Annotated in this window: 23 protein-coding genes; 8 read left to right on the top strand and 15 right to left on the bottom strand. The window is 56.8% G+C overall.

Translation table 11 applies throughout. The features are described 5' to 3' along the window. Position 1: 1 nt before the first annotated feature. The 7 genes from ACR0JE_RS18865 to ACR0JE_RS18835 all read right to left on the bottom strand — a co-directional run bounded on the left by ACR0JE_RS18865 (position 2) and on the right by ACR0JE_RS18835 (position 5994). Positions 2 to 520 carry a DoxX family protein gene (locus tag ACR0JE_RS18865; protein ID WP_480542252.1) on the bottom strand — a complete coding sequence of 173 codons (519 nt, stop codon included), beginning with the start codon at positions 518 to 520 and terminating at the stop codon, positions 2 to 4. Then, entirely contained in the window at positions 517 to 1278 is a 762-nt protein-coding gene (locus tag ACR0JE_RS18860; protein WP_480542254.1) for an HvfC/BufC family peptide modification chaperone, read from the bottom strand. The genes ACR0JE_RS18865 and ACR0JE_RS18860 overlap by 4 nt, the downstream gene beginning before the upstream one ends. Beyond that, complete coding sequence (bufB, locus tag ACR0JE_RS18855; RefSeq protein WP_480865248.1) at positions 1275 to 2132, bottom strand: MNIO family bufferin maturase; 858 nt, start codon at positions 2130 to 2132, stop codon at positions 1275 to 1277. Before bufB ends, ACR0JE_RS18860 begins: the two co-directional genes overlap by 4 nt. A gap of 71 nt (positions 2133 to 2203) precedes the next feature. Beyond that, positions 2204 to 2506, bottom strand: a complete 303-nt coding sequence (locus tag ACR0JE_RS18850; protein WP_480542258.1) for a BufA1 family periplasmic bufferin-type metallophore — start codon at positions 2504 to 2506, stop codon at positions 2204 to 2206. 221 nt (positions 2507 to 2727) lie between these two features. Next, positions 2728 to 4686: a threonine--tRNA ligase gene (gene thrS / locus ACR0JE_RS18845; protein ID WP_480865247.1), complete on the bottom strand. Its 1959-nt coding sequence runs from the start codon at positions 4684 to 4686 to the stop codon at positions 2728 to 2730. 160 nt (positions 4687 to 4846) lie between these two features. Continuing rightward, the gene (locus ACR0JE_RS18840) at positions 4847 to 5257 is read right to left on the bottom strand and encodes an MAPEG family protein (RefSeq protein ID WP_480542261.1); all 411 of its coding nucleotides are present in this window, start codon (positions 5255 to 5257) and stop codon (positions 4847 to 4849) included. Beyond that, positions 5257 to 5994 (bottom strand): ArsR/SmtB family transcription factor, encoded by a 738-nt coding sequence (locus tag ACR0JE_RS18835; RefSeq protein ID WP_480865246.1) that lies wholly within the window; start codon positions 5992 to 5994, stop codon positions 5257 to 5259. Before ACR0JE_RS18835 ends, ACR0JE_RS18840 begins: the two co-directional genes overlap by 1 nt. Positions 5995 to 6125: 131 nt before the next feature. Here ACR0JE_RS18835 and ACR0JE_RS18830 point away from each other — a divergent pair, with 131 nt between their 5' ends. The 5 genes from ACR0JE_RS18830 to ACR0JE_RS18810 all read left to right on the top strand — a co-directional run bounded on the left by ACR0JE_RS18830 (position 6126) and on the right by ACR0JE_RS18810 (position 9723). Continuing rightward, on the top strand, positions 6126 to 6869 hold the full coding sequence (locus ACR0JE_RS18830; protein WP_480826759.1) for an alpha/beta hydrolase: 744 nt from the start codon (positions 6126 to 6128) through the stop codon (positions 6867 to 6869). Beyond that, a complete protein-coding gene (locus ACR0JE_RS18825; RefSeq protein ID WP_480542267.1) occupies positions 6869 to 7861 on the top strand; it encodes an alpha/beta hydrolase in 993 nt (330 codons plus the stop codon). Before ACR0JE_RS18830 ends, ACR0JE_RS18825 begins: the two co-directional genes overlap by 1 nt. After that, positions 7861 to 8286: a VOC family protein gene (locus ACR0JE_RS18820; protein ID WP_480542269.1), complete on the top strand. Its 426-nt coding sequence runs from the start codon at positions 7861 to 7863 to the stop codon at positions 8284 to 8286. Before ACR0JE_RS18825 ends, ACR0JE_RS18820 begins: the two co-directional genes overlap by 1 nt. Before the next feature lie 20 nt (positions 8287 to 8306). After that, entirely contained in the window at positions 8307 to 8921 is a 615-nt protein-coding gene (locus ACR0JE_RS18815) for a hypothetical protein (RefSeq protein ID WP_480542984.1), read from the top strand. 85 nt (positions 8922 to 9006) lie between these two features. Then, positions 9007 to 9723: an alpha/beta fold hydrolase gene (locus tag ACR0JE_RS18810; protein ID WP_480546657.1), complete on the top strand. Its 717-nt coding sequence runs from the start codon at positions 9007 to 9009 to the stop codon at positions 9721 to 9723. Here the strand turns inward: ACR0JE_RS18810 and ACR0JE_RS18805 are convergent. Continuing rightward, positions 9714 to 10298, bottom strand: coding sequence for a DUF6151 family protein (locus tag ACR0JE_RS18805; RefSeq protein WP_480852336.1), 585 nt, complete (start codon positions 10296 to 10298; stop codon positions 9714 to 9716). The genes ACR0JE_RS18810 and ACR0JE_RS18805 overlap by 10 nt on opposite strands. A gap of 4 nt (positions 10299 to 10302) precedes the next feature. Then, positions 10303 to 11574 carry a polyhydroxyalkanoate depolymerase gene (phaZ, locus tag ACR0JE_RS18800; RefSeq protein ID WP_480542275.1) on the bottom strand — a complete coding sequence of 424 codons (1272 nt, stop codon included), beginning with the start codon at positions 11572 to 11574 and terminating at the stop codon, positions 10303 to 10305. Between the two features lie 112 nt (positions 11575 to 11686). Here phaZ and ACR0JE_RS18795 point away from each other — a divergent pair, with 112 nt between their 5' ends. The 3 genes from ACR0JE_RS18795 (at position 11687) to phaR (ending at position 14754) form a co-directional block, all read left to right on the top strand. Next, positions 11687 to 13489 (top strand): PHA/PHB synthase family protein, encoded by a 1803-nt coding sequence (locus ACR0JE_RS18795; protein ID WP_480865245.1) that lies wholly within the window; start codon positions 11687 to 11689, stop codon positions 13487 to 13489. A gap of 130 nt (positions 13490 to 13619) precedes the next feature. Then, positions 13620 to 14066, top strand: coding sequence for a phasin family protein (locus ACR0JE_RS18790; protein WP_170530732.1), 447 nt, complete (start codon positions 13620 to 13622; stop codon positions 14064 to 14066). A 136-nt stretch (positions 14067 to 14202) separates the two neighbouring features. Beyond that, a complete protein-coding gene (gene phaR, locus ACR0JE_RS18785; protein ID WP_170530730.1) occupies positions 14203 to 14754 on the top strand; it encodes a polyhydroxyalkanoate synthesis repressor PhaR in 552 nt (183 codons plus the stop codon). Positions 14755 to 14802: 48 nt separating this feature from the next. Here the strand turns inward: phaR and ACR0JE_RS18780 are convergent, their stop codons facing one another. The 6 genes from ACR0JE_RS18780 to ACR0JE_RS18755 all read right to left on the bottom strand — a co-directional run. After that, entirely contained in the window at positions 14803 to 16017 is a 1215-nt protein-coding gene (locus ACR0JE_RS18780) for a DegT/DnrJ/EryC1/StrS family aminotransferase (protein ID WP_480865244.1), read from the bottom strand. A gap of 117 nt (positions 16018 to 16134) precedes the next feature. Then, on the bottom strand, positions 16135 to 17439 hold the full coding sequence (locus tag ACR0JE_RS18775) for an NAD(P)/FAD-dependent oxidoreductase (RefSeq protein ID WP_480865243.1): 1305 nt from the start codon (positions 17437 to 17439) through the stop codon (positions 16135 to 16137). Positions 17440 to 17458: 19 nt separating this feature from the next. Beyond that, entirely contained in the window at positions 17459 to 18817 is a 1359-nt protein-coding gene (locus ACR0JE_RS18770; protein ID WP_480865242.1) for a glutamine synthetase family protein, read from the bottom strand. Further along, on the bottom strand, positions 18817 to 19497 hold the full coding sequence (locus tag ACR0JE_RS18765; RefSeq protein WP_480865241.1) for a type 1 glutamine amidotransferase: 681 nt from the start codon (positions 19495 to 19497) through the stop codon (positions 18817 to 18819). The genes ACR0JE_RS18770 and ACR0JE_RS18765 overlap by 1 nt, the downstream gene beginning before the upstream one ends. A gap of 60 nt (positions 19498 to 19557) precedes the next feature. Further along, positions 19558 to 20877: a glutamine synthetase family protein gene (locus tag ACR0JE_RS18760; protein ID WP_480865240.1), complete on the bottom strand. Its 1320-nt coding sequence runs from the start codon at positions 20875 to 20877 to the stop codon at positions 19558 to 19560. Positions 20878 to 21027: 150 nt separating this feature from the next. After that, on the bottom strand, positions 21028 to 22887 hold a 1860-nt coding region (locus ACR0JE_RS18755), incomplete at its 5' end, for a xanthine dehydrogenase family protein molybdopterin-binding subunit (RefSeq protein WP_480865239.1).

Genomic DNA, 22887 nt, shown 5'->3' with positions numbered 1-22887 from the left:
CTCATTTCAGCTTCAACAGGCGATCCAGCGACAGAGGGCCCGCGCCGTTGAGCACGATCACGAGGAACAGGAAGGTCCACAAAACTCGCTGGTCCAGAATGTCCGGGGCTGCGTTGAAAAGGCTGCCCAGTTTCACGCCATGGCCGGTCACATCAACCAGCGTCTGAACCCAGACAAAGCCAATCATGCCCAGTGCAGCCAGACGTGTGAACAAGCCAACCAGCAATAGGGCGGGTAGTACAAACTCGGCCACGGTGCCAAGGAAAACCACGAGGCGCTGGTACAAGGTCATCTGCGTGACGTCCCACAAAACAGCCTCGGCCGCTTTGGGGAATATCTGTCCAAATGCTCCGCTAGATGGTGAAAAGATCGACCCATCGATCTTCAGCATGGCCGAGTTCCAATAGTAGACCAGCAGCACGGCGATAAAGACCAGCCGCGCAAGCGTGGGTGTCAGCCAGCCGGACGCATGGTCCGCCTTGCCCAGAACGTTGTTGTGGATTGAGATCAGGGCAGTCATGTTTCCAGCCTTTCGATAGTCACAGAAGTTATGGCACCGCCTTGCAACAGCAATGCCAGCGTGGGTCCAAGATCAAAGCCCAGAGTTTCAGCGGCGGCTTTTTCGAATGCTTCGCCGATGGTGTCCCCTGATTGTATGTAGGCAATCCAATCCGCGCCGCCCGGTGGCAGCAAGTGAGGGGTAGGATCGTATTCAGGGCGGGTGATCAGCACATCCTCGGCCCCGGTTGAGGGCTTGGGCGCGTCAGCCTCAGTGTTGAAGCGCCAGATCGCATGAATAGGCCAATCCGACCGGATGACCTGCATCGAAGGCGCGAATACCAACCGGGCGCGCATGATCTCTTCGGGTGAGACAGCCAGTGCATCCGCGGGCGCAGGTCGGCTGTCTGCGGCGTGGTAGGACTGGCGCAGGGCCAGTTCCAACCGGGCCACATCGGGCAGGTAGGCCAGATGAGACAGTTGTGGCATGTTGGCCAGAAAGTCGGGAAACGCCTCACCATAAAACATCATCAACGGCGAGGTCGGAGGGTGCTGGCGCAGAAAAATGCCGGACAACCCGTCCATATTCTGAGTGCCCAGCAGCTTGGTGATAACAGGAAATGCCTGATGCATCGCCTCGGTCAGCGATACCGCGACATTGTTACGATAGACGCTGAACCGGCGACCCGCTGGTTGATCGTCTGCGTCCTTCAAACCCTCGGGAACTGGTGCTTTCGCATCCAGCAAGGCCGCGTGAAATTCGGTTTGCGAAACGCTCATGCAGGAACCCGTTCCAATGCGGATTGTGCGCGTTCCGCTTCGGCGCGCAGCACCGGCCAATCGGGGACATCTGTATCCCACTCAACCAACACAGGTTTGGGGCCTGACCGTTCCAGCACATAGTCCAGCAGCGCCCAAACCGGGTCCACAACCTCGCGGCCGTGGCTGTCGATCAGCAGGGGATGGCCGTGATCGTCTTCGTCCTCATCATGACCACCCAGGTGAATCTCGCCTACCTGATCCAGCGGATATGCATCGATGTAACCTTGGGGTGAGAAATCCAGATTGGTGGCCGAGACAAAGACGTTGTTCACATCCAGCAACAAGCCACAGCCTGTACGCTTGGCGATCTCGTGCAGGAAATCGGGTTCCGACCATGTGCTTTCTTCGAACGCCAGATAGCTGGAGGGATTCTCCAGCAGCATCTGACGGCCCACCGTTTCTTGCACCTGATCAATATGTGCACAAACCCGCGCCAAAGTGGCATCGGTGTAGGGCAGGGGCAGCAGATCGTTGAAGAAATGGCTGTCATGGGTCGACCAGGCCAGATGTTCTGAGAAGCTGGCTGGGCTCAGCCAGCCGACAAGATGTTTGAGCCGGGCCAGATGATCGGGGTCTAGCGGGCCTTCGCCACCGATGGACAAGCCGACGCCGTGAACGGAGATCGGAAATTGTTCTGCAAGATGGCGCAGTTGAGCCAATGGGCGGCCGCCGTCTCCCATGTAGTTTTCGGCATGAACTTCTAGCCAGGCGACAGGTTGGGCGTGCTTCAGTATTTGCGAAAAATGCTGTGGTTTGTAACCAACACCTGGCGCTGCGGGCAGGCGATTTGATCTGAGGGCATCATCCAGCATTTGCACGCTCCTTCTGATCGAAGAAAAGGGCGGGCGAAGGTGCCCGCCCCCTAAAGTCGTTTGCTCGACGCTTATGCTGGCAGGTCGCGCTTCAGCTCTTCCAGCGAACCTTTGCGCGGTGTGCCGTCTGCCTCTGCAGGCAGTTCGATATCGCCGCAGGTGCCTGCGTCAACCAGGGTCCAGGCGTTGCCCTGATAATCAACGGTTGAGGTGCCCGCGCATGTGGTGCCGGGGCCTGCTGCGCAGTCATTCTGACCGGCCAGCGAAACGCCATAGCACTTTTCTTTGGCTTGAGCGCTTGCGGTGGTTGCTGCACCCGATACGGCGGCTGCGACTGCGGTTGCGATAACCAGGGACTTTGCTGTGTTCGACATCTCGGAAATCCTCTTGATGACTGGGTATGTCTGCTTGTGACAATGACAAAGGTAAGGGCAAGTTGGCTATTGTTAAATTCACGAGCCCGTGTCTCACAAGCGCGTCAGGGCGCGGGGCGCGCCCTTGTAAGGTAATCTACTGTTTTTGAAGGGAAAAGGATAGTGTGTTTCAATCCGACCCCTGTTCCGGGGTCGGATTTCCGGCGAGATGGTGCCGAATGTTACAACAGGTCGGGTGGGGTCGCGGCCTGCGACAACTCATTTGTTACAGCCTCAAGCGGCTGAACCTGCGTTTGTTTTTCGCCAAGGCGTCGAACACTGACGGTGCGGTCTTCGACCTCACGATGACCAACGGCCAGGATCACCGGCACCTTGCCGACAGAATGTTCGCGGACCTTGTAGTTGATCTTTTCGTTGCGGATATCCGCCTCGGCCCGCACACCGGCGGCTTTGAGTGTTTCCACTACTTCCATCACATAGTCATCCGCCTCGGACGTGATCGAGGCGACGACGGCCTGACGTGGGGCCAGCCAGAAGGGCAGTTTGCCGGCGTGTTCTTCGATCAGGATTCCGATGAACCGTTCGAACGATCCCAGCGTGGCGCGATGCAACATAACGGGGCGGTGCTTGCCGCCGTCAGCCCCAACATACGTGGCGTCCAGACGTTCTGGCAGAACAAAGTCAACCTGGTGTGTGCCGCATTGCCAGTCACGACCGATCGCGTCGGTCAGAACAAACTCCAGCTTCGGGCCGTAGAACGCGCCCTCACCCGGGTTGAGCTTGGGTTCGATCCCTGCAGCACGTGTCGCACTTAGCAGTGCGGCCTCAGCCTTGTCCCAAACTTCGTCAGACCCCGACCGTTTCTCGGGACGATCCGAGAATTTGACCGAGAAGTTCTCAAATCCCAGATCCTTGTAGATTCGGGAAAGGAACCGGATGAACTCGGCGGTTTCAGATTCGATCTGGTCTTCGGTGCAGAAGATGTGTCCATCATCCTGAGTGAAACCGCGCACACGCATGATGCCGTGCAGCGCACCCGACGGCTCATAACGGTTGCACGAACCGAATTCTGCCATGCGAAGGGGCAGGTCGCGATAAGACTTCAAACCCTGATTGAAGATTTGCACGTGGCACGGGCAGTTCATCGGTTTCAGGGCGTTGATCGCCTTTTCACGCGCGTGTTCCTCGTCCACTTCGACGATGAACATATTCTCCTGATACTTGTCCCAATGGCCGGATGCTTCCCACAGCTTGCGGTCAACGACCTGAGGCGTGTTCACCTCAACATAGCCACCGCTGCGTTGCTGACGGCGCATGTAGTCCTGCAGCTGTGTGTAAATGGTCCAGCCGTTGGGGTGCCAGAAAATCTGACCGGGGGCTTCTTCCTGCATGTGGAACAGGTCCATCTCGCGGCCCAGTTTGCGGTGGTCGCGCTTGGCTGCCTCTTCCAGCATGTGCAGGTGAGCCTTCAGCTTTTCCTTGCCCGTAAACGCAACGCCATAGATACGCTGCAGCATTGCCCGGTCGCTGTCGCCGCGCCAATAGGCACCCGCAATGGACATCAGCTTGAACGCATCGCCCGGCACTTGGCCGGTGTGCTGCAGGTGCGGGCCGCGGCACAGATCCTGCCAGTCGCCGTGCCAGTACATGCGCAGCGGCTCATCACCTGGAATGGCATCGATAAGCTCGACCTTATAGGGTTCATCGTTGGCGGTATAGAAATCGATCGCGCGCTGACGGTCCCAGACCTCGGTGGTCACGGGGTCGCGCTTGTTGATGATTTCCTTCATCTTTTTCTCGATCAGGCCCAGGTCTTCTGGCGTGAACGGCTCAGCGCGGTCGAAGTCGTAGTACCAGCCGTTATCAATCACCGGGCCGATAGTGACCTTGGTGTCGGGCCAGATCTCCTGCACCGCGCGCGCCATGATATGGGCCAGATCGTGACGGATCAGCTCATTGGCTTGCGCCTCATCCTTCATGGTGTGGATGGCGATCTGCGCGTCGGTTTCGATGGGCCATTGCAGGTCCCAGTGCTGATCATTGACGGTGGCCGAGATCGCTTTCTTAGCCAAAGAAGTCGAGATATCGGCAGCCACCTGCGCAGGCGTGACACCAGCGTCATAGGAACGCGCATTGCCATCAGGGAAGGTGAGTGAGACGGATTTTGAATCCAGGGCCATGGTCTGGCTCTCCTCGTCGGTTTGGCGCCCACTGAACGCCCGGTTGCGGGTTATGGTGTTTTGGCTATGTGCTACTGGCGCGGCGTGAAGTCAACCGCTTTGAAGGCAAATGCGAAAAGCACCACGCAACCAGAGGATCGCGTGGCACGGTGTCGGGCGTTCAGGCAGCGGCAAAAACCGCGTAGCCCATGATCAGGCAGCACACCCATCCGACTGTGAACAGAATGGGCCGCACAGGCATGCGCGCAATGCCCGTGATCATGCCGATGGCGTGCAGAACGCGCACCCAGAAAAACACAATGGCAGCCCAATAGGTCAGCGCCGTAAAGCCGTCCAACGTGTTGACGATCAGAACCAAAACGGCAAACGGCATACCCTGTTCGAGCAGATTCAACTGCGCGCGATGTGCCCTTTGCACCCAAGGGCGCAGGTTTGGGATCTGTGCAGGTCGGGCAAAGGCTTCCTCGCCCGAGGGGTCGGTCGAAACGCCAACCACGTATGGAATCCACATGGAAACAGCGAGCAGCATAAGGCATGTCAGTACGCCCAGTTCAGTTGGAAACTCAGCCATTATGCGCTCTCCTTCAGAGCGTCACCGGTCTCCAGCCAGCTCTTGAGTGAGGCTGCCAGGCGCGCCCAACCTTCGGCAAAGCCTTCCTGACCAACTGCAAGGTCATAGTGTTCGATGGTCAACTTGCAGACATCACCTTGTTGTTCGATCAGATAAACCATTGTTGATTGCGGGGCGTCAGGGCCCATGAACAGAGGCTCGAACCCCATCTCGATCCGGGTTTTTGGGTCCAGCTTTTGCGTCATCTGCCGCAGCATCTCATTGCCGTCAGGGGTAATGAAATGCACTGTTGCACCAGGCGAGACCTCTCCGCGTACTTCGTTGCACAGGAAGTGATAGGCTGCCATCTGATCTGGCTTGGTTAATGCATCCCACAGCGCGTCCTGTGTGCAGCGGATAAAGGTCTGCATCATAAAATCTGGTTTTCCCATACGAGTCTCCGTTTCCAATTTGAGTTTCAGCGCATTGACCGCGCTGGCTTGAGGTTGAAAAAAAGGGGCGACCCAACGGTCTAGCATCTCTTGCAAGGGCAAGGGGTTAAGATAGTGATATTTGAACCGTCCATGTTTGCGGGTCAGGACCAGCCCAGCATCTTCCAGTAGTTTCAGATGCTTCATGACGCCGAAGCGGGTCATGTCGAAATGTGCCTCTAACTGCGACAGAGATTGACCATCTTCCTGTCGCAGCAGGTCCAGAATCTCGCGGCGAGCGGGGTCATTCAGAGCTTTGAATAGCATGTCCATAAATATCTTATACGTGATTCGATAGTCACGTGACAATATGGTAACATAAAAAATCTGAAATCAGGTTTAAACTCCCAGCCCGCGCGGGCTAGGGTGTCACAAATCAAAATATGAAGGGCGGCAAGATGAGCGCTTTTTTGATAACCGATCAGGGGCGGCGGATCGCTTATGATCTGAGCGAAGGCCAAGGCCCGACCATCGTGTTTTTGTCAGGTCTAAAATCAGACAAAGAAGGCACAAAAGCCATTCATCTAGAGGCTTGGGCCAAAACGCGCGGGCAAGCATTCTTGCGGTTTGACTATTCCGGCCATGGTGAAAGTTCGGGTGCGTTTACCGAAGGCAGCATCGGAGATTGGCACGAAGACACAGTTGCCGCAGTGTCCGCGCTGACGCAGGGGCCTTTGATCATCGTGGGTTCTTCCATGGGGGGCTGGCAGGCCTTGTTGCTCGCCAAAACCCTCGCAGATCGCATCGTGGGGATGGTCACAATCGCCGCCGCTCCGGACTTTACGGAAGATGGGTATTGGGCGTCGTTTACAGATGCGCAAAAGGCAGCGCTGGAAACAGTTGGCCAGGTTGAGTTGCCGTCGGACTATATGGAGCCTTACATCATCACAAAGCGCCTGATTGACGATGGGCGTCAGAATCTTGTGCTGAGAGAAGCGCTGGATCTACCTTTCCCAACACGTTTTCTGCAGGGCACTGCGGATACCGCTGTATCGACTGAAACGGCGGTGCGCTTGCTGGATCATGCCTCAGGGCCTGATATGCGACTGTTGTTGGTTAAAGATGCCGACCACAGATTCTCCGATGAACTGTGCCTGTCATTGATCGAGCGTGCAATTCTGGACGTGATGGGAGAAGGCTGATGCGGAAGTTTGGATTGTACCTGGGGCGTTTTCTGCTGGCGCTGATCGTAGTTGGTGCTCTGGTCTATTGGTTCGGTCCGCGTGAAGAGGTCGATCTTCATCCGCGCTTCGACAACGCCAGATTCGGAGAAGGGGTGCAGGATTACTTCGAAAGCACCGAATCCGCCTTTGATGACATCGTGCCCGGTGTTGAAAAGCGTGTGATCTGGCAGGACGGCTACAAAGAGCAACGCACGCCTTATTCGGTTCTGTATGTGCATGGCTTTTCGGCCAGTTCCGAAGAAATCAGACCAGTCCCCGATAGGGTCGCGGACGCGCTGAGCGCCAATCTGGTTTATACCCGTCTGCAAGGTCACGGGCGCAATGGTGCCGCGATGGGCGAGGCAACAGCCTCGGGTTGGATGCAGGATCTGGCCGAAGGGTTGGCTGCCGCACGGGCCGTGGGCGACAAGGTTGTGGTCATGTCTACCTCAACCGGTGGGACACTGGTCACAGCAGCCGCCCTTGACCCTGACCTTAGCACAGACGTGGTTGGCATGGTCTTCGTCTCGCCAAACTTTGGCGTGAATACACCGGTCGCCTTTATTCCTGGCCTGCCATGGGCCCGGTCCTGGTTGCCTCTGCTGATGGGAGAGGAACGGGACGTGTCGGGCCCGGACCCCGAGAAAAACAAATACTGGTCCTCGGTTTACCCGTGGGTCGCTGTCGTGCCCATGACAGTACTGGTGGATACGATCTACGCGCTGGATTTCGAAGGCGCACAGGTGCCGGCCTTGTTCTGGTTTTCAGATGACGATCAAGTCGTCCGCCCGGATCGGACACACAAAGTGGCGCAGAGCTGGGGGGCTGATGCAACGGTGCAGCTGGTCACAATGGGTGAGGGGGATGATCCGATGTCTCATGTGGTCGCTGGGCGTTTGATGTCGCCCGGGCAGACTGACGCGGCAGTTTCTGGCATTTTGGACTGGTTGAAAACCCAGGGCGTGGAGTGATGGAACAGCGAGTCAGCCTAATCACTGTCGGGGTCGAAGACCCTGAAGCTGCGGCAACATTTTATGAGGCGATGGGCTGGAACCGTGTCGACAGCCCGGATGGTGTGATCGCCTTTGATCTGATCAGTCAAACGCTTGGTCTATACCCTTTGTCCGCATTAGCCGATGAGATCGGCGTCGCCAAAGATAGTTTGAACCGCGGTGCGATCACGCTGAGCTATAATTGCCGACAGAAAGAAGAAGTGGCGCAGGTTCTGCGCGATGCCGAGGCGGCAGGCGCTACGGTCCTGAAACCCGCATCGGATGTATTTTGGGGCGGGCATCACGGCTATTTCCGCACTCCGGACGGAACGATCTGGGAGGTTGCTTTCAACCCCTTTTCCACGCTTCGCTCGGACGGGGCCTTTCGCTGGACAGGATACTGAGGATGCGCAAACCGGGCAGCATGTGGAGCCTTGAAACGCTTGGCCGCGTGCGCCTGTCACGGCACTTTTTCATGCGGGATTTTCTGTATTCCGAGATCGGGAATTTCCACCAACACCAGAACATCCCTGAAAACCCTGATCTTGCGATTGAGACCGGTCGTGCCTTTTGCCAGACTTTGCTGGACCCGCTTGAGGAGACATTTGGGCGCGTTGCTGTCCGCTCGGGCTATCGCTCGCCGTCGTTGAACCAGTTCGGTAACGAAAACCGGCTGAATTGCGCGCGCAACGATAACCCATTGGAATGTCACATCTGGGATCGAGGCGTTGGAGACGCGCGCATCGCTGGGGCGTCGATTGTGATCCCGTGGTTCGCGGATCAATATGAGCAAGGCCGGGATTGGCGCGATCTTGCGTGGTGGATGCATGATCATCTGGACTATTCCGAAATCTGGTTCTTTCCCAAGCTCAGCGCCTTCAATCTAGTTTGGCGGCCCGAACCGGTAGGCCGGATCGATAGTTACATCGCACCTCGGGGGTGTTTGTTACGCCCCGGGGCCGAGCCGGGCGAAAGCCAAACGGCCAGACAGGCCCGATACGCCGATTTCCCAGCTTTTCGCGGTATCCGCTATCCGTAAGTTTCTGCTTGCCGGGGCCGGACAAAACTCTCATCCTGCGAAGAAAAAGAAGGGGTTCGGAAGCCCGAACTGATGGAGGCCCCGCGTGATCGAGCCGCTGGTATTGCTACCCGGTTTTATGTGTGACGCCCGATTGTTTCATCCTCAGATCGACGCGCTGTCGCGCGATCGGGCTGTGATGTTTGCGCCGATTTCATCAGGCGAACGGATCGAAGAGATCGCATCTGGCCTGCTCGATCAGCTGCCGCATCGTTTTGCCCTGGCGGGGGTAGGTCTGGGCGGTGTTGTCGCGCTTGAGATCGTAAGGCGCGCGGCGGATCGGGTGTCACGCCTCTGCCTGATTTCGACCGATGCGCAGGCCGACACGCCGCAGATGGCCGCCGCACGCGAGGAGTTGATCATTGGTGCGCAAGCCGGGCGATTGGAAGAAGTGATGCGCAAGGTGATCGGGTCGGATGCGCTGGCCCCAGGGCCACAACGTATCCCGATTTTGAATCAACTCTTTGCCATGGCTATCGATCTGGGCCCCGATGTATTTGTGCGTCAAATGCGGGCCTTGCAACGACGACCGGATCAACAAAGCATCCTTTGCCGGGTCAAAGTTCCGGGTCTGATCCTTGGCGGAACACATGATACACTTATCCCGGCGCGTAAGCATGAGTTTATGGCCGAGATGATCCCCGAAGCCCGATTGCAGATGATTGAACGTGCAGGTCACCTTCCGACGTTGGAAAACCCGGATGTGCTGAATGCAGCCTTGCAGGGCTGGTTGAACTTCAACCCAAGACCCAGCTACGGGTAAAGAGCATCGCGTTCGGATTTGTCGATCAGCTTGGGGCTGACCACCGGCTCACCGGTTGCGACGTCAAAGAATGGTGTTTGCTTCCACTTGCCGGACAGGCGCGATTTGGCAACACGCTTGAGCATTGCGACAATTGCCGCGCGAATGCCTGCGTGCTTGTGTTTGCCACCCGATGTGGGGATGTAGGCCCGTGTTGTGATGGGGCCCAGGGCCGTAGTGTCGCTGAAACGGGCCGCAATGAAACCGACAAATGGGAATTTCGGCGTGTTTGGCGTTGCCGCAAGCGGCGCGTTGCAGCATGTCGCATACCAACGCAGCATGCCATTTGGGCTCAACTTTATCGCGGCCAGATTCTCACTACCTGTTTCAAAAATGAGCTCGTGCGGGGCAATCTGAAACACTTCAACAGGGCCGGGCGCTGGGTCGGGTTGTTTAAAATACAATTGTCCTGCGCGGCAATCGGCGCAAAAGCACACGGCATGCGAGCCATGTTTGAGACCCTGTGGCTTGATGCGCCCTGTAGTCTGACCGCAGGTGCAAGAGAACGCGAGACCGGATTGATCGCTCTCGCCCATCGTCTCAGGCCACTTTGTTTCGGTTCGCTGCCCGGCGCAGCGGCTTGCGGCTGTTTTCATTCATGAAATCAATCACAAGCGGACGAATATTGTCGCGCCAGCTGCGGCCGGCGAAAATGCCGTAATGGCCTGCATTCGGCTCAACATGGCTGGCCTTTTTGCTGTCCGACAGGCCGGTGCACAGATCAAGCGCGGCAATGCATTGGCCCGGGGCCGAGATATCATCATTCGCGCCTTCGACGGTTTTGACCGCGACATCGGTGATCTTGCTAATGTCGACTTTGTGACCTGCTACAACAAATTCGTTGCGCGCAATCTCACGCCCTTTGAAGATACGTTCCACTGTGGATAGGTAGAACTCGGCGGTCATGTCCATGACGGCCAGGTATTCATCGTAGAAGCGATTATGTGCATCATGATCGGACGCCTCATCCCGGATCACGCGCTGGATCTGGTCTGAAAACGCCTTGGAGTGCCGCTCGGCATTCATCGACATGAAAGAGGCCAGTTGCAGTAGGCCGGGATAGACCATGCGGCCTACACCTTTGTATTTGAAACCAACCCGTTGGATCATGGTTTCTTCCAGCTGGCCCATTGTCACGCGGCGACCGAAATCCGTGACATCAGTCGGTGTCGCATCTGGGTCAACCGGGCCACCGATCAGTGTCAGGGTGCTGGGCTGCGCCTTAGGTTCGAGCTCAGCCAGATAAGCGGTTGCGGCCAGAGTCAGCGGTGCGGGCTGACAAACAGCAACAACATGGGTGTCTGGCCCCAGCTCTTTCATGAAATCGACAAGATAAAGCGTGTAATCCTCGACATCGAACTTGCCTGCAGACACAGGAATATCGCGCGCGTTATGCCAGTCAGTGATATAAACTTCGCAATTAACAAGCAGGCTTTTGACGGTCGAGCGCAGCAATGTCGCATAGTGCCCCGACATCGGCGCAACCAGCAAAACCTTGCGCGGTTGCTTTTCTCGTCCATTTACCTTGAAATGGATGAGATCGCCAAAAGGACGTTCCAGAACCGTGGTAATATCAACCAGATGATCTTTGCCGTCTTCGCAGGTAAACGTACGAATGCCCCAGTCGGGTTTAACAACCATGCGCTGGAAGGTGCGCTCGGTCACCTCACCCCAGGCGGCCATCCAACTGAAGGCCGGGTTTGGAACCATCGAAAACAACGGGTAGGACGCCATCGCGCTGGCAGTCGAACCAAGCCATTGGTTCGTGTTGCGCATGGTCTCCATCAAGTCGTAGGTCATCATGTAGCGCATGGAAGCGGCCTCCAGAGTCTAAGGCTGTTCGGTTCGGACCATTCGCCGCTTTGTCCCCCGACACCCACGACGTTATTCTGCATAGCAGCGAGGTTAGGGGGGAATTGTTAAAATGACAACAAGTGAAGACCAAATGCCCGAAGTGACAGAAGAACATATTGAACGAATTAAAGAAAATATGGAAAAGGTCGAAACCCTATCCAAGCGGCTTGTCGAAGTTATGGCGTCGAAAAAGCCTCATACCTCTGCGCTGGACGGTCCGAATCAAGAGCTTTTCGCACGAGCAGCAACTGTCTATTTCGCAGAGGCTTGGCAAAACCCCGCCAAGCTGCTGGAGCAGCAGATTGAGTATTGGGGCAAATCGGTTCTGAACTTTGCCGAAGCGCAGCAAGCGTTGACCACAGGTGAGGTGGATGACGAACATGACGCGCCCGCCGACAAACGCTTTTCCAATCCGATGTGGGACACCAACCCCTATTTCCGCCTCATCCGCCAGCAGTACCAGACCAACGCACAGGCCATCACTCAGGCCGTGGCTTCGGTTGATGATCTGGACGCCAAGGACAAGCGGCGCCTCAGCTATTTCTCGCAACAGATCATCGACATGATGGCGCCGACCAATTTTCTGGCGACAAACCCGGATGCCTTGCAAAAGGCGGTGGAAACCGAGGGCCAGTCGCTCATCAACGGGTTGGAAAACCTGGTGTCAGACCTCGAAGCAAACGATGGTGAGCTGGTGGTCAAGTTGGCCGATGAAAATGCGTTTGAGGTTGGCGGTAATCTGGCGACTACCCCGGGTGACGTGATCTTTCGCAATCGCATGATGGAGTTGATCCAGTACAAGCCTGCGACCGAAACGGTGCATGAAACACCGATTGTGTTGTTCCCACCCTGGATCAACAAGTTTTATATTCTTGACCTGAAGGCCCAGAACAGCCTGATCAAATGGATCACGGAACAGGGTTATACGCTATTTGTTGTCAGCTGGGTCAACCCGGATCCAAGCTACGCCGAAACTGGGATGGAGGATTACATTCAGGACGGTTTCCTGGCTGCCATCGAGGTCGCAAAGAAGATCTGCAAGGTCAAACAGGTCAACGCGATAGGCTACTGCATTGCGGGCACGACGCTCAGCCTGACATTAGCCTTGATGAAACAACGAGGCGATAAGTCGATAAAATCGGCAACGCTTTTCACCGCACTGACGGATTTCTCGGAACAGGGAGAGTTCACACCGTTTCTGCAAAATGACTTCATCGACGGGATCGAAGAAGAGGTAACAAAAGAGGGCGTGCTGCGCTCGTGGATCATGGGGCGCACGATGTCATTCCTACGCTCACGTGATCTGGTCTACGGCCCGGCCATCCGCAGCTATATGATGGGTGAGGTGCCTCCGGCCTTCGATTTGTTGTTTTGGAATGGTGATGGCGCGAACTTGCCTGCGAAGATGGCGGTCGATTATTTGCGCGGCCTGTGCCAACGCAACGAATTTGCCTCGGACGGGATCGAACTTTTGGGGCACAAGCTGACGCTGGCCGATGTGGATGTCCCTTTGATGGCGATCACCTGCGAAACTGATCATATCGCCGCCTGGAAAGACTGCTATCGCGGTGTGCAAAAGATGGGGTCACGCTCAAAGACCTTTGTTGTCTCGGAATCCGGCCATATAGCAGGGATCGTGAACCCGCCTAGCAAGAAGAAGTATGGCCATTACACAAACCCCGATCTGAAATCAGATACAGACACCTGGCTGAAAGAGGCGGATTTCCACGAAGGATCCTGGTGGCCCATGTGGGAGGCATGGCTGAAGAAGCGATCGGGCAAACAGGTGCCAGCACGGAAGACAGGCGATTCGACCCATCCAAGCCTTGCACCGGCTCCCGGGACCTATGTAGTCGCCAATCCAAACGTCTGATTTCATTTTGAAACTACAGTTTTTCTGCATTGCAGCAAGAAAAAGCTTGCAATGCTGCAATGCAGAAACCATATTGTCCTCAAGCTGACGAAAGCCGGGGTGGGCCCGGCTCAGCAAAAGGATTAGAACGATGGCAAAGACTCAAGACTTTTCCGCGATCATGAAAGACATGATGGGCGCGTTCCCTGTGGACACCACCGCGCTGGAAGGCGCATTCAAATCGACCGCTTCGCTGAACGAAAAGCTGTCGGGCGTTGCTTTGGAAGCGGCTGAAAAATCGGCTGAGATCTCGAACAAATGGACCAAGGACACCCTGGCCAAGATGACCGAGATGTCTAAAGCCAAGGCAGAGCCTGCTGATTACGCCAAAGCGGCAACCGATTTCGCAAGCGCGTCGGCTGAAGTTGCAGCTGAAAACCTGGCCGCTTTCGCTGAAATCGCGAAAAAAGTTCAGACCGAAACTGTTGAGCTGCTGATGGCTGCTGGCAAAGACGCTGCTGAAGAAGCAACTGCTGCTGTCAAGAAAGCAACCAACGACGTGACGACTGCCGCCAAGAAAGCCGCAGCCGCCAAGTAAGAGCTTCGCGATACACGCACCTTATTCCTCCCAAAAGGTGCTTTCGCGTTGGGCAGGTCCATTGACCTGCCCTTTCTTTTTGTGCTGCACTCGCATAACCTGTGCTGCAACGCATCATCCTTGGGGAGGGTACTAGGTGTCGGACAACGAAAAACCGCTGCTGATTAAGCGCTACGCCAGCCGCAGGCTGTATAACACCGAGACCAGCGACTACGTGACGCTAGAAGACATAGCAGGTTTTATCCGGGACGGGCGCGAAGTTCAGATCATCGACCTGAAAACCGGCGACGACCTGACGCGGCAGTATCTTCTGCAGATCATTGCTGAACACGAAAGCCGGGGTGAGAATGTTCTGCCGGTGAATGTGCTGAATGACCTTGTGCGCAGTTATATGGTGCCAGGCGGGGGCATGATGCCTCAGTTCCTGCAAAGCTCGTTCGAGATGCTGCGCGAAAGCCAAAGCAAAATGATGGAAAACATGAACGCGATGAACCCGATGTCGCAGATACCGGGGTTCGACGCATTGCAGGCGCAGCAACAGGCGTTTTTGAAGGCCATGACAGGTGGCTTATCCGGCGGCTGGTCCGGGCCGGATCAGGAAGAGAAAAAGCCCGAAGCAAACGAAGATCTGGACGACATAAAAAAGCAGCTGGCCGAGTTACAGAACAAGCTTTCCAAACTGAACTGATCTTGAACCATGGAAAAGATGGCCCGCTTTGCGCGGGCCTTTTTCATGTCAGGTTCCATATGCCGGAACCGGACCTGTCACTTCACCGACTGAAGCCAGCAGGATATCGGCGATCACGTCCAATTCATCGCGCGTCAGGCGTACGGGCAGCCGCACATCACAGGCTTTCATCAACATGTCGCGTGTCTGCGGCAGGTCGAACTTTTCGGGCAGGAATTGCCAGTTCCAGAACGCGCGGGCGTTATCTTCGCTCAGGCCAAAGACCTGAACCTTGACACCACGTGCCTCAGACGCAGCCGCGAAGGCCCGGATTTCAGCCTCATCCATGCCGACCAGATTGAACTGGATCGAATCCGGCGCACGGCGTTCCGGCGACAGTGGAGCAGGGACGTCGACATAGGGTGAGTTGTTCAGGCGTTCCGCCACATAGTCATGGTTCGTCAGCCCGTCTTGAACCCGGCGCGCCAGCTCGGGGATCTGCGGCCGAATTACGGCAGCGCTCAGGTTGCTCATCCGTAGGTTATAAAGCGGTAGTTGGTTCTGCCAGCGGGCAAAGGCCTGCTCAAGCTCAGGTGAGTTGTCACCGCGTGGGGTTTTGTGTTTTTTCCAGTTGTGCTCGTAAGCACCCGACATGATCACAGCGCGTGCGACCAGATCGGCGTCATCTGTGATCAGTATACCACCTTCGCCGGCGTTGATCATTTTGTAAGACTGGAACGAAAAGCACCCGATCTTGCCAATGGTGCCAATGTTCCGGCCATGCCAGGTGGTCCCCAGCGAATGCGCCGCGTCTTCGATTACCGGGATGTCGCGCGCATCACAAAGCTCCATGATCGCGTCCATATCCGAGGTGTGGCCGCGCATATGGCTGATGATAACGGCTTGTATATCCTCCAGTTTGGCCGCGAAATCATCCATATTGATGCGGTAGTTCTCGCCTACCTCGCAGAGAGCCGGAATACAGTCTGCATGCACGACCGAGGATGGAACAGCGGCAAAGGTAAAGCCCGGGATCAGCACCCGTGCATCCCGCGGCAGGTCCAGCGCCTTCAACGACAGAAACAACGCAGCCGAGCAGGAGGAGACTGCAAGCGCATATTTGGTGCCCAGCAGAGCCGCAAACTCAGCCTCCAGCAGGGCAACCGGCGCATCTTGTGGTGCGGTGTACCGAAACAGATCACCCGATTGCATCAGGGCGTCGATGGCGTCTCGGGCGGCGGCGGGGATGGGTTCGGCGTCATGGACGTTGGGGGGCAGCGTCATATTTGGAATTCCCGAATTCTAAATTTCGTTTATTTAAATCAAGAAGGCGGGTCGTGCCAAGTCCCCAATCGATGGATCGGCAAAATTTCACCAAACTGTCGCAATCAAAAACGGGTTTCAGAAGCCCAGGCGATCCCGCATCGCAAACCAGGTCATCGCCAGTACCAGTAGCGGGCTACGCAAGGCCGGGCCGCCCGGAAAGGGCAGGGCCGGGACGCGGGACATGGTATCAAACCCTTCGGCCTGTCCTTGAACGGCCAAAGCCATAAGCTGCCCGGCATGGGTTGCGGTGCCAACGCCGTGGCCGGAATATCCCGATGCCGAAAGAATGTTGGTGGCAAGTCGCGCAAGATATGGCATTCGACGCATTGTAATCGCCAGAGTGCCGCCCCATGCATAGTCGATTTGCACGTCTTTCAGATGCGGGAAAATCTCAACCATCGGCTTGCGCACTTTGGCGGCGATGTCGGATGGGAAGCGATAGCCATAGCTTTCACCGCCGCCAAATAAAAGCCGCCGATCAGCGCTCAGGCGGAAGTAGTTTACCACGAATTTAGTATCTGCAACGGCGACATCCTGGGTTAAAACGCGGGTGGCGTCATCGCCAAGTGGTTCTGTCGCTGCAATGAAGTTGTTGATCGGCATGACACGCGATGCCACCTGCCGGTTCAGCGCGCCAAGATAGCCGTTGCAGGCCAGAATAAGATGTTGGGCGCGTACCGTCCCGTTTTTGGTGCGCACGATCACTGGATCGCCCTCTTCGATCCCCAGAACCTCGGTTCCTTCGTGAATGCGCGCACCTGCGGTATGCGCCGCCTGTGCTAACCCAAGCGCATAGTTCAATGGATGCAAATGCGCGGCGCCCTTGTCCAGATATCCACCTTTGTAAGTGGGCGAAGGGCACAGCGCATGTCCCGCGGCCTCATCCAGAAGCTCTATCTGATCGTAGCCATATGTGTTCGACAGATGCTCGGCATGGGCGTGCAGCTCTTTCTGGTCCGAGATCGACAGCCCAAGATCAGCCACACCGGGTTTCAAATCGCAATCGATCTGGTGCTTGGCGATCAGGGATTTGACCAAATCCTTTGCGTCTTCGGCCAGATCCCACAGCTTGGTGGCATCATCCTGCCCGACCAATCGCTCCAGACTTTCCTGATCCATGCGCTGGGCGCTGCCCAACTGCCCGCCATTGCGACCCGAAGCCCCGAACCCGACGCGGTGTGCTTCGAGCAGCACAACATCCAGCCCGGCCTCGGCCAAGTGCAGCGCTGCTGACAACCCGGTGTAGCCGCCGCCGACGATACAGACGTCTGCGCGGGTTTCGCCTTCGAACGCCGCGAACGGCGCCATGGTGTTGGCCGTTGCGGCATACCAGCTTGCCGGATACTCAGCCTTGCGGTCGTTGGAATACAGAAGGTTCATAGCGACCGGCTCCGCTGGTTTAGACGTTCAGCAACAGATGCTCGCGTTCCCAGGGGGAGATGACCTGCAGGAATTCCTCGTATTCAGCCCGCTTCACGATGCCATAGACACGCGCGAATTCGGGGCCGAGAACCTCATGCAGGGCAGTGGCCTCATCAAACAGATCCAGCGCATTGCCCATGACCTGAGGGATATCGCCATCGCCTTCATACGCATCGCCATAGAACTGACGGCGGGGGCGTTCCTGTTGGGTCAGGCCCAGATAGCCACAGGCCAGCGACAGCGCGATGCCCAGATAGGGGTTGCAATCCATTCCGGCGATGCGGTTTTCAACCCGCCGTGCTTCGGGGCCGGACAAGGGTACCCGGATTCCCGTTGTTCGATTGTCGCGCGCCCATTCCAGATTGATCGGCGCGGCATGGTCTTTGACATAGCGCCGATAGGAATTCACGTAAGGCGCCATCACGGCAAGACCTGCGGGCAGATGGTTCTGCAGTCCTGCGATATAGTGATAAAACGCATCCGTCTCGCCGCCTTGCGGACCCGAGAAGATGTTTTGCCCTGTCTCCATCTCAATGATCGAATGGTGGATATGCATGGCCGAACCGGGCTCATCCTCGATCGGTTTGGCCATGAACGTGGCGAAACAATTGTGTCGCAGCGCTGCCTCGCGGATCAGGCGTTTGAAATAGAACACCTCATCCGCCAGCTTGACGGGATCGCCGTGGCGCAGGTTGATCTCGAGCTGCCCGGCGCCACCCTCTTGGGTGATACCGTCAATCTCGAACCCCTGATGTTCGGCAAAGTCGTAGATGTCATCAATCACCGGGCCGAATTCATCGACGGCGGTCATGGAATAGGCCTGACGTGCTGCTGCCGGGCGGCCCGAGCGGCCCATCATAGGCTTGATCCCTTGCGCCGGGTCTACGTTTGGGGCAACCAGAAAGAACTCCATCTCGGGGGCAACAACGGGTTTCCACCCTTTGTCGTGGTAGAGCTGTACGACACGTTTCAACACGTTGCGCGGGCTGAACGGGATCGGCTCGCCATCTCGATCATAGGCGTCGTGGATCACCTGCAACGTCCAATCCCCGGTCCAGGGCGCAGCAGACGCAGTCGAGAAGTCAGGTTTCAGGATCATGTCCCGTTCGATAAACCCGTCTTCACCCGCAGCTTCGCCCCAATCCCCGGTGATGGTCTGGTAGAAGATACTGTCGGGCAAGTGGAAATAGGATTGCCGTGCAAATTTCGACGCGGGAACCGCCTTGCCGCGTGCGATGCCGGGCAAATCGGAAATGATGCATTCAACCTCGTCCAGCCGATGCCCTTCGATATAAGCTTGTGCTGCCTGTGGCAGTGCATCTGTCCAATCGGCCATCAGGCCCTCGCTTTCTTCAGGAAATTTGCCATAAGATGCGCGATCTGATCATTGTGATCTGGTGCCGATTGCCGGTTCGCGGCGGCCTGCATCAGATCATCGGGTACCACACCCTTGCCGCGCGTGCGCATCAGCCCGGTTACAAAGTCATTGGAAAACTCAGGGTGTGCCTGAACGGTCCAGATCTGATCGCCATATTGCAGCATTGCATTCTGGCAGAAGTCACTGTGGCCAGTCACCTTGGCCCCCTCGGGTAGGGCAACCACCTGATCCTGATGCCAGGCGTTTAACCAGACCTTTTCTCCGTCAAAGTCATATTCGGTTCGCCCCACGGACCACCCGCCTTCGAATTTCTCGACCTTGCCGCCAAGGGCCTGCGCGATGATTTGATGGCCAAAACACACGCCGACCATGGGCTTGCCGCTTTGGTGGATTTGGCGGATCAACTCTTCGAGTCGCGGGATCCACGGCAGGTCCTCATAGGCGCCATATTTGGAACCTGTAATCAACCACCCGTCAGCCTCGTCCGCACTGATTGGAAAAACCTCGTCCACAACGGCAAAGGTTTCGAACTCTAGCCCGTGGCCTTTCAGGAGGGCGGGAAATAACGAGTCGTAATCTCCGAATTCGTCTTTAAGCACGTCGGGGGTGTGGCCGGTTTGTAGAATACCGATTTTCATAAGTCACCGAATTTGATCAAATTCAGAAATACCCTAGTCGCGAACGCCGGGCAAGGGGGGTCAAACAGCTTCTAAATAACTCAGCCAATGCTGGTCTTCAGGACGATCTGCAAAGCGCGCGATCTCTTGCCGTTTTGTCAGGGCCATGTTGCGGATCAACTCAGCTGGGAACAGGCGGGTCATGATTGGGTCGGCCTCGAATTGGTCAATCGCTTCGGACCAATTGCTCGCAAGCTGCGGCAGCCCGTCTACCTCATAGGCATTCCCGGTGATCGGGGCGGGCGGCTTCATATCATCTTCGATCCCGATCAGTGCCGCACCCAGTACGGCGGTCAGCATAAGGTAAGGGTTGATATCACCGCCGGCAACACGATGTTCGATACGCCGGGCGGCCGGTGCGCCCCCTGGAATACGGATGGCCGCTGTTCGGTTTTCATAGGCCCAGCTTGCGCCAATGGGTGCATGTGCTCCGGGCACCAGTCGTGCATAGGAATTGCCGTTTGGTGCAAAGATCAGGCTACTGGCTGGCATGGCCGCCAGACAGCCCGCAACGGCAGATCGCAACAGGTCGGTGCCTTCGAGACCACCATCATCAAAGATGTTTCGCCCATCGGCATCAATGACCGAGAAATGCACATGCATCCCGTTTCCCGCATCGTCGGCATAAGGTTTCGCCATGAATGTAGCAGCAAACCCGTGTTTGCGGGCCAGACCGCGCGTCAATGCCTTGAAAAGCCATGTATCGTCTGCACAGCGCATCGCATCCTGATGGTTCAGGTTGATCTCGAACTGGCCGATACCGCTCTCGGATATGGCGGTTTGTGCCGGGATGCCCATTGCAGCGCAACCATCGTAGAGATCGGTGAAGAACGCCTCGAACGCATCCATTTCCGCGACCGACAACACCGCTTCGTCCGTCAGGTGACGACCGGTCACTGGGTTCAGAGGGGGCTGGGGGTGAGGGCCGGAAGCGTCCAGCAGGGTGAACTCTAGTTCAGTCGCGGCAACCACCGACCAGCCGCGCTGGCCGTAACGGGACAATGTGGCCGACAGGGCATGCCGTGGGTCGCCCGCGAACGGCGTACCGGCATCGTTGTAAAGGCACATGGGAACCAATGCGGTTTCCGCGCCCAGCCATGGGATCGGAACAGGCCCACGTTCCGTTGGCAGCAGAACGCCATCTGCATCGCCGCTTTCAAACACCAAGGGGCTGCCGTCGATATCCGCACCCCACAGGTCCACATTCAGGGCCGAGAACGGCATACGTACCGCACCCTTTGAGAGTTTGTCCGCATAACTTGGTGGAACCCGTTTGCCGCGCAGTTGACCGTTCAGATCGCAGGCTGCGACGCGAAAATTATGCAAAGTACTCAGGTCCATTTTTCAGGTTCCGTTCTTCCGATTAACTGAGATGTATCGAAGCAGGCCCTCGAAGTCACGAAATTTGATCAAATTATTCATAAGGAGCCTTCTGCAAAGAAAAACGCCGCCCAAAGGGGCGGCGCAATTTGCGCTATGGGGTCCACTGGATCAGACGAAGCTGATGCCGTCTTCTGTCATCGGATGTGCGGCAATCTGAACACCGGACAGCGTGTTGATCGCATTGGCCAACGCAGGCGCGGCCGGGGGCGTTCCTGGCTCACCCACCCCGGTGGGGGCTTCGGCAGATGGCACGATATGCACATCAATGGCAGCGATGTCACTGATCCTCAGCGGCTCGTAATCCGGGAAGTTGGATTGATCTACGGCCCCGCCGGTCAGCGTGATCTGGCCACGCATCACGTGACCGATGCCATAACCGATGCCACCTTCCATCTGGGCACGGACGACATCAGGGTTAACCGCAATCCCGCAATCCACCGCACATGTCACCTTTTCGATCTTGATGCCCGATTCAGGGTCGCCAGAGACTTCGACGACCTGAGCAGCATAGGATCCAAAGGATTTGTGCACAGCGATACCCTGAGCCCGTCCTTCAGCAGGATTGCCCCAATCGGCCTTCTCAGCCGCCAGTTTCAACACGCCTGCTTTGCGCGACTGATCTGGATCATCACCATCAGCCAGGTAAGAGAGACGGAATTCAACTGGATCACGACCCGCTGCCTTAGCCGCCAGGTCCATCATGACCTCCATAACGTATCCAGTGTGGGTGTGCCCCACCGACCGCCACCACAGAACCGAGGTTGCCTTGGGCGTGTCCGTCAGACCAAGCGCCATGCCGGGAATATCGTAGGGGCTGTCGGCAATACCCTCGATCGAGCTGTGGTCGACGCCGTCATGAACCGAGAAGGATTCAAACGGTGTGCCCTTCATGATCGACTGACCGGCGACTTGATGTTGCCATCCGATGATATTGCCATCCGCGTCTAGACCAACCCGCGCTTTGTGGCCAAATGCCGGGCGATAGTAGCCACTGCGGATGTCATCCTCGCGCGTCCAGACCAGTTTCACCGGGCGCGACCGGTCTGTGACCACAAAGGCCAGCGCAGCTTCGACTTGGTAGTCTGCATCCGGCGTTGCGCGGCGTCCAAAGGATCCGCCAGCCAGCATTGTCTTGATCTGGATTTTCTCTGGTGGCAGTTGGAATATCTGCTGGTAGGCCATGTGCGGGCCGGTCGGCATCTGCGCGCCGTCGTGCAGAATGATGTCACCTTCGGCGGTCTGTTCGATGGTGCAGTTCAGCGGCTCCATCGGTGCGTGGGCCAGCAGGGGGAAATAGAACGACTGTTCTATCACCGTGTCCGCGCCATCAATGGCTGCGGCGACCGCAGCGACGTCGGCCTGGTTCACGTTGAACTCTGGCTCTGCGTTCAACGCGGCCATGATCTCGGCTTTGATTTGGTCCGAGTCACGGGTTTCTGCCGCTGACATGTCCCATTCGACCTCAAGCATATCCCGCGCCTGAATCGCGGCCCATGTATTTTCGGCATAAACCGCAACACCGGCCTGATTGGGTAGAATAGCCGCGTTGATATAGCCTTTGATCTCTTTCGATGCGCTGTCGTCAAAGCCCAAAGCGATGCCACCGCGCGACTCTGGCCGCTTGATCATGGCCACCATCTGGTTGGGCAGATGCACATCCATCGCAAATTTCGCCTGGCCGTTGCCCTTGATCGCCGAATCCTTGCGACGCACGCTCTCGTTTCCGATCAACCGGAATTCCGACGGGTCTTTCAGGCGAGGCTCTGCGGGCACCTCCAGTTGAGATGCGGCCGCCACAAATTCCGCAATCGGCGCAGTTTTGTCGCCAGCAGTGATGACCCCATCCTCAATGGTGACACCGCTTGGGTCGACGCCCCAGCTTTGGGCGGCAGCATTGATCAGTATCTCGCGCGCGGCGGCACCTGACTGACGGTAGTGCATCCATGAGCTTGCAATCGCAGTAGAACG

The organism is Ruegeria sp. H3, assembly GCF_056533095.1.
This window is presented reverse-complemented; position numbering and strand designations above follow the sequence as displayed.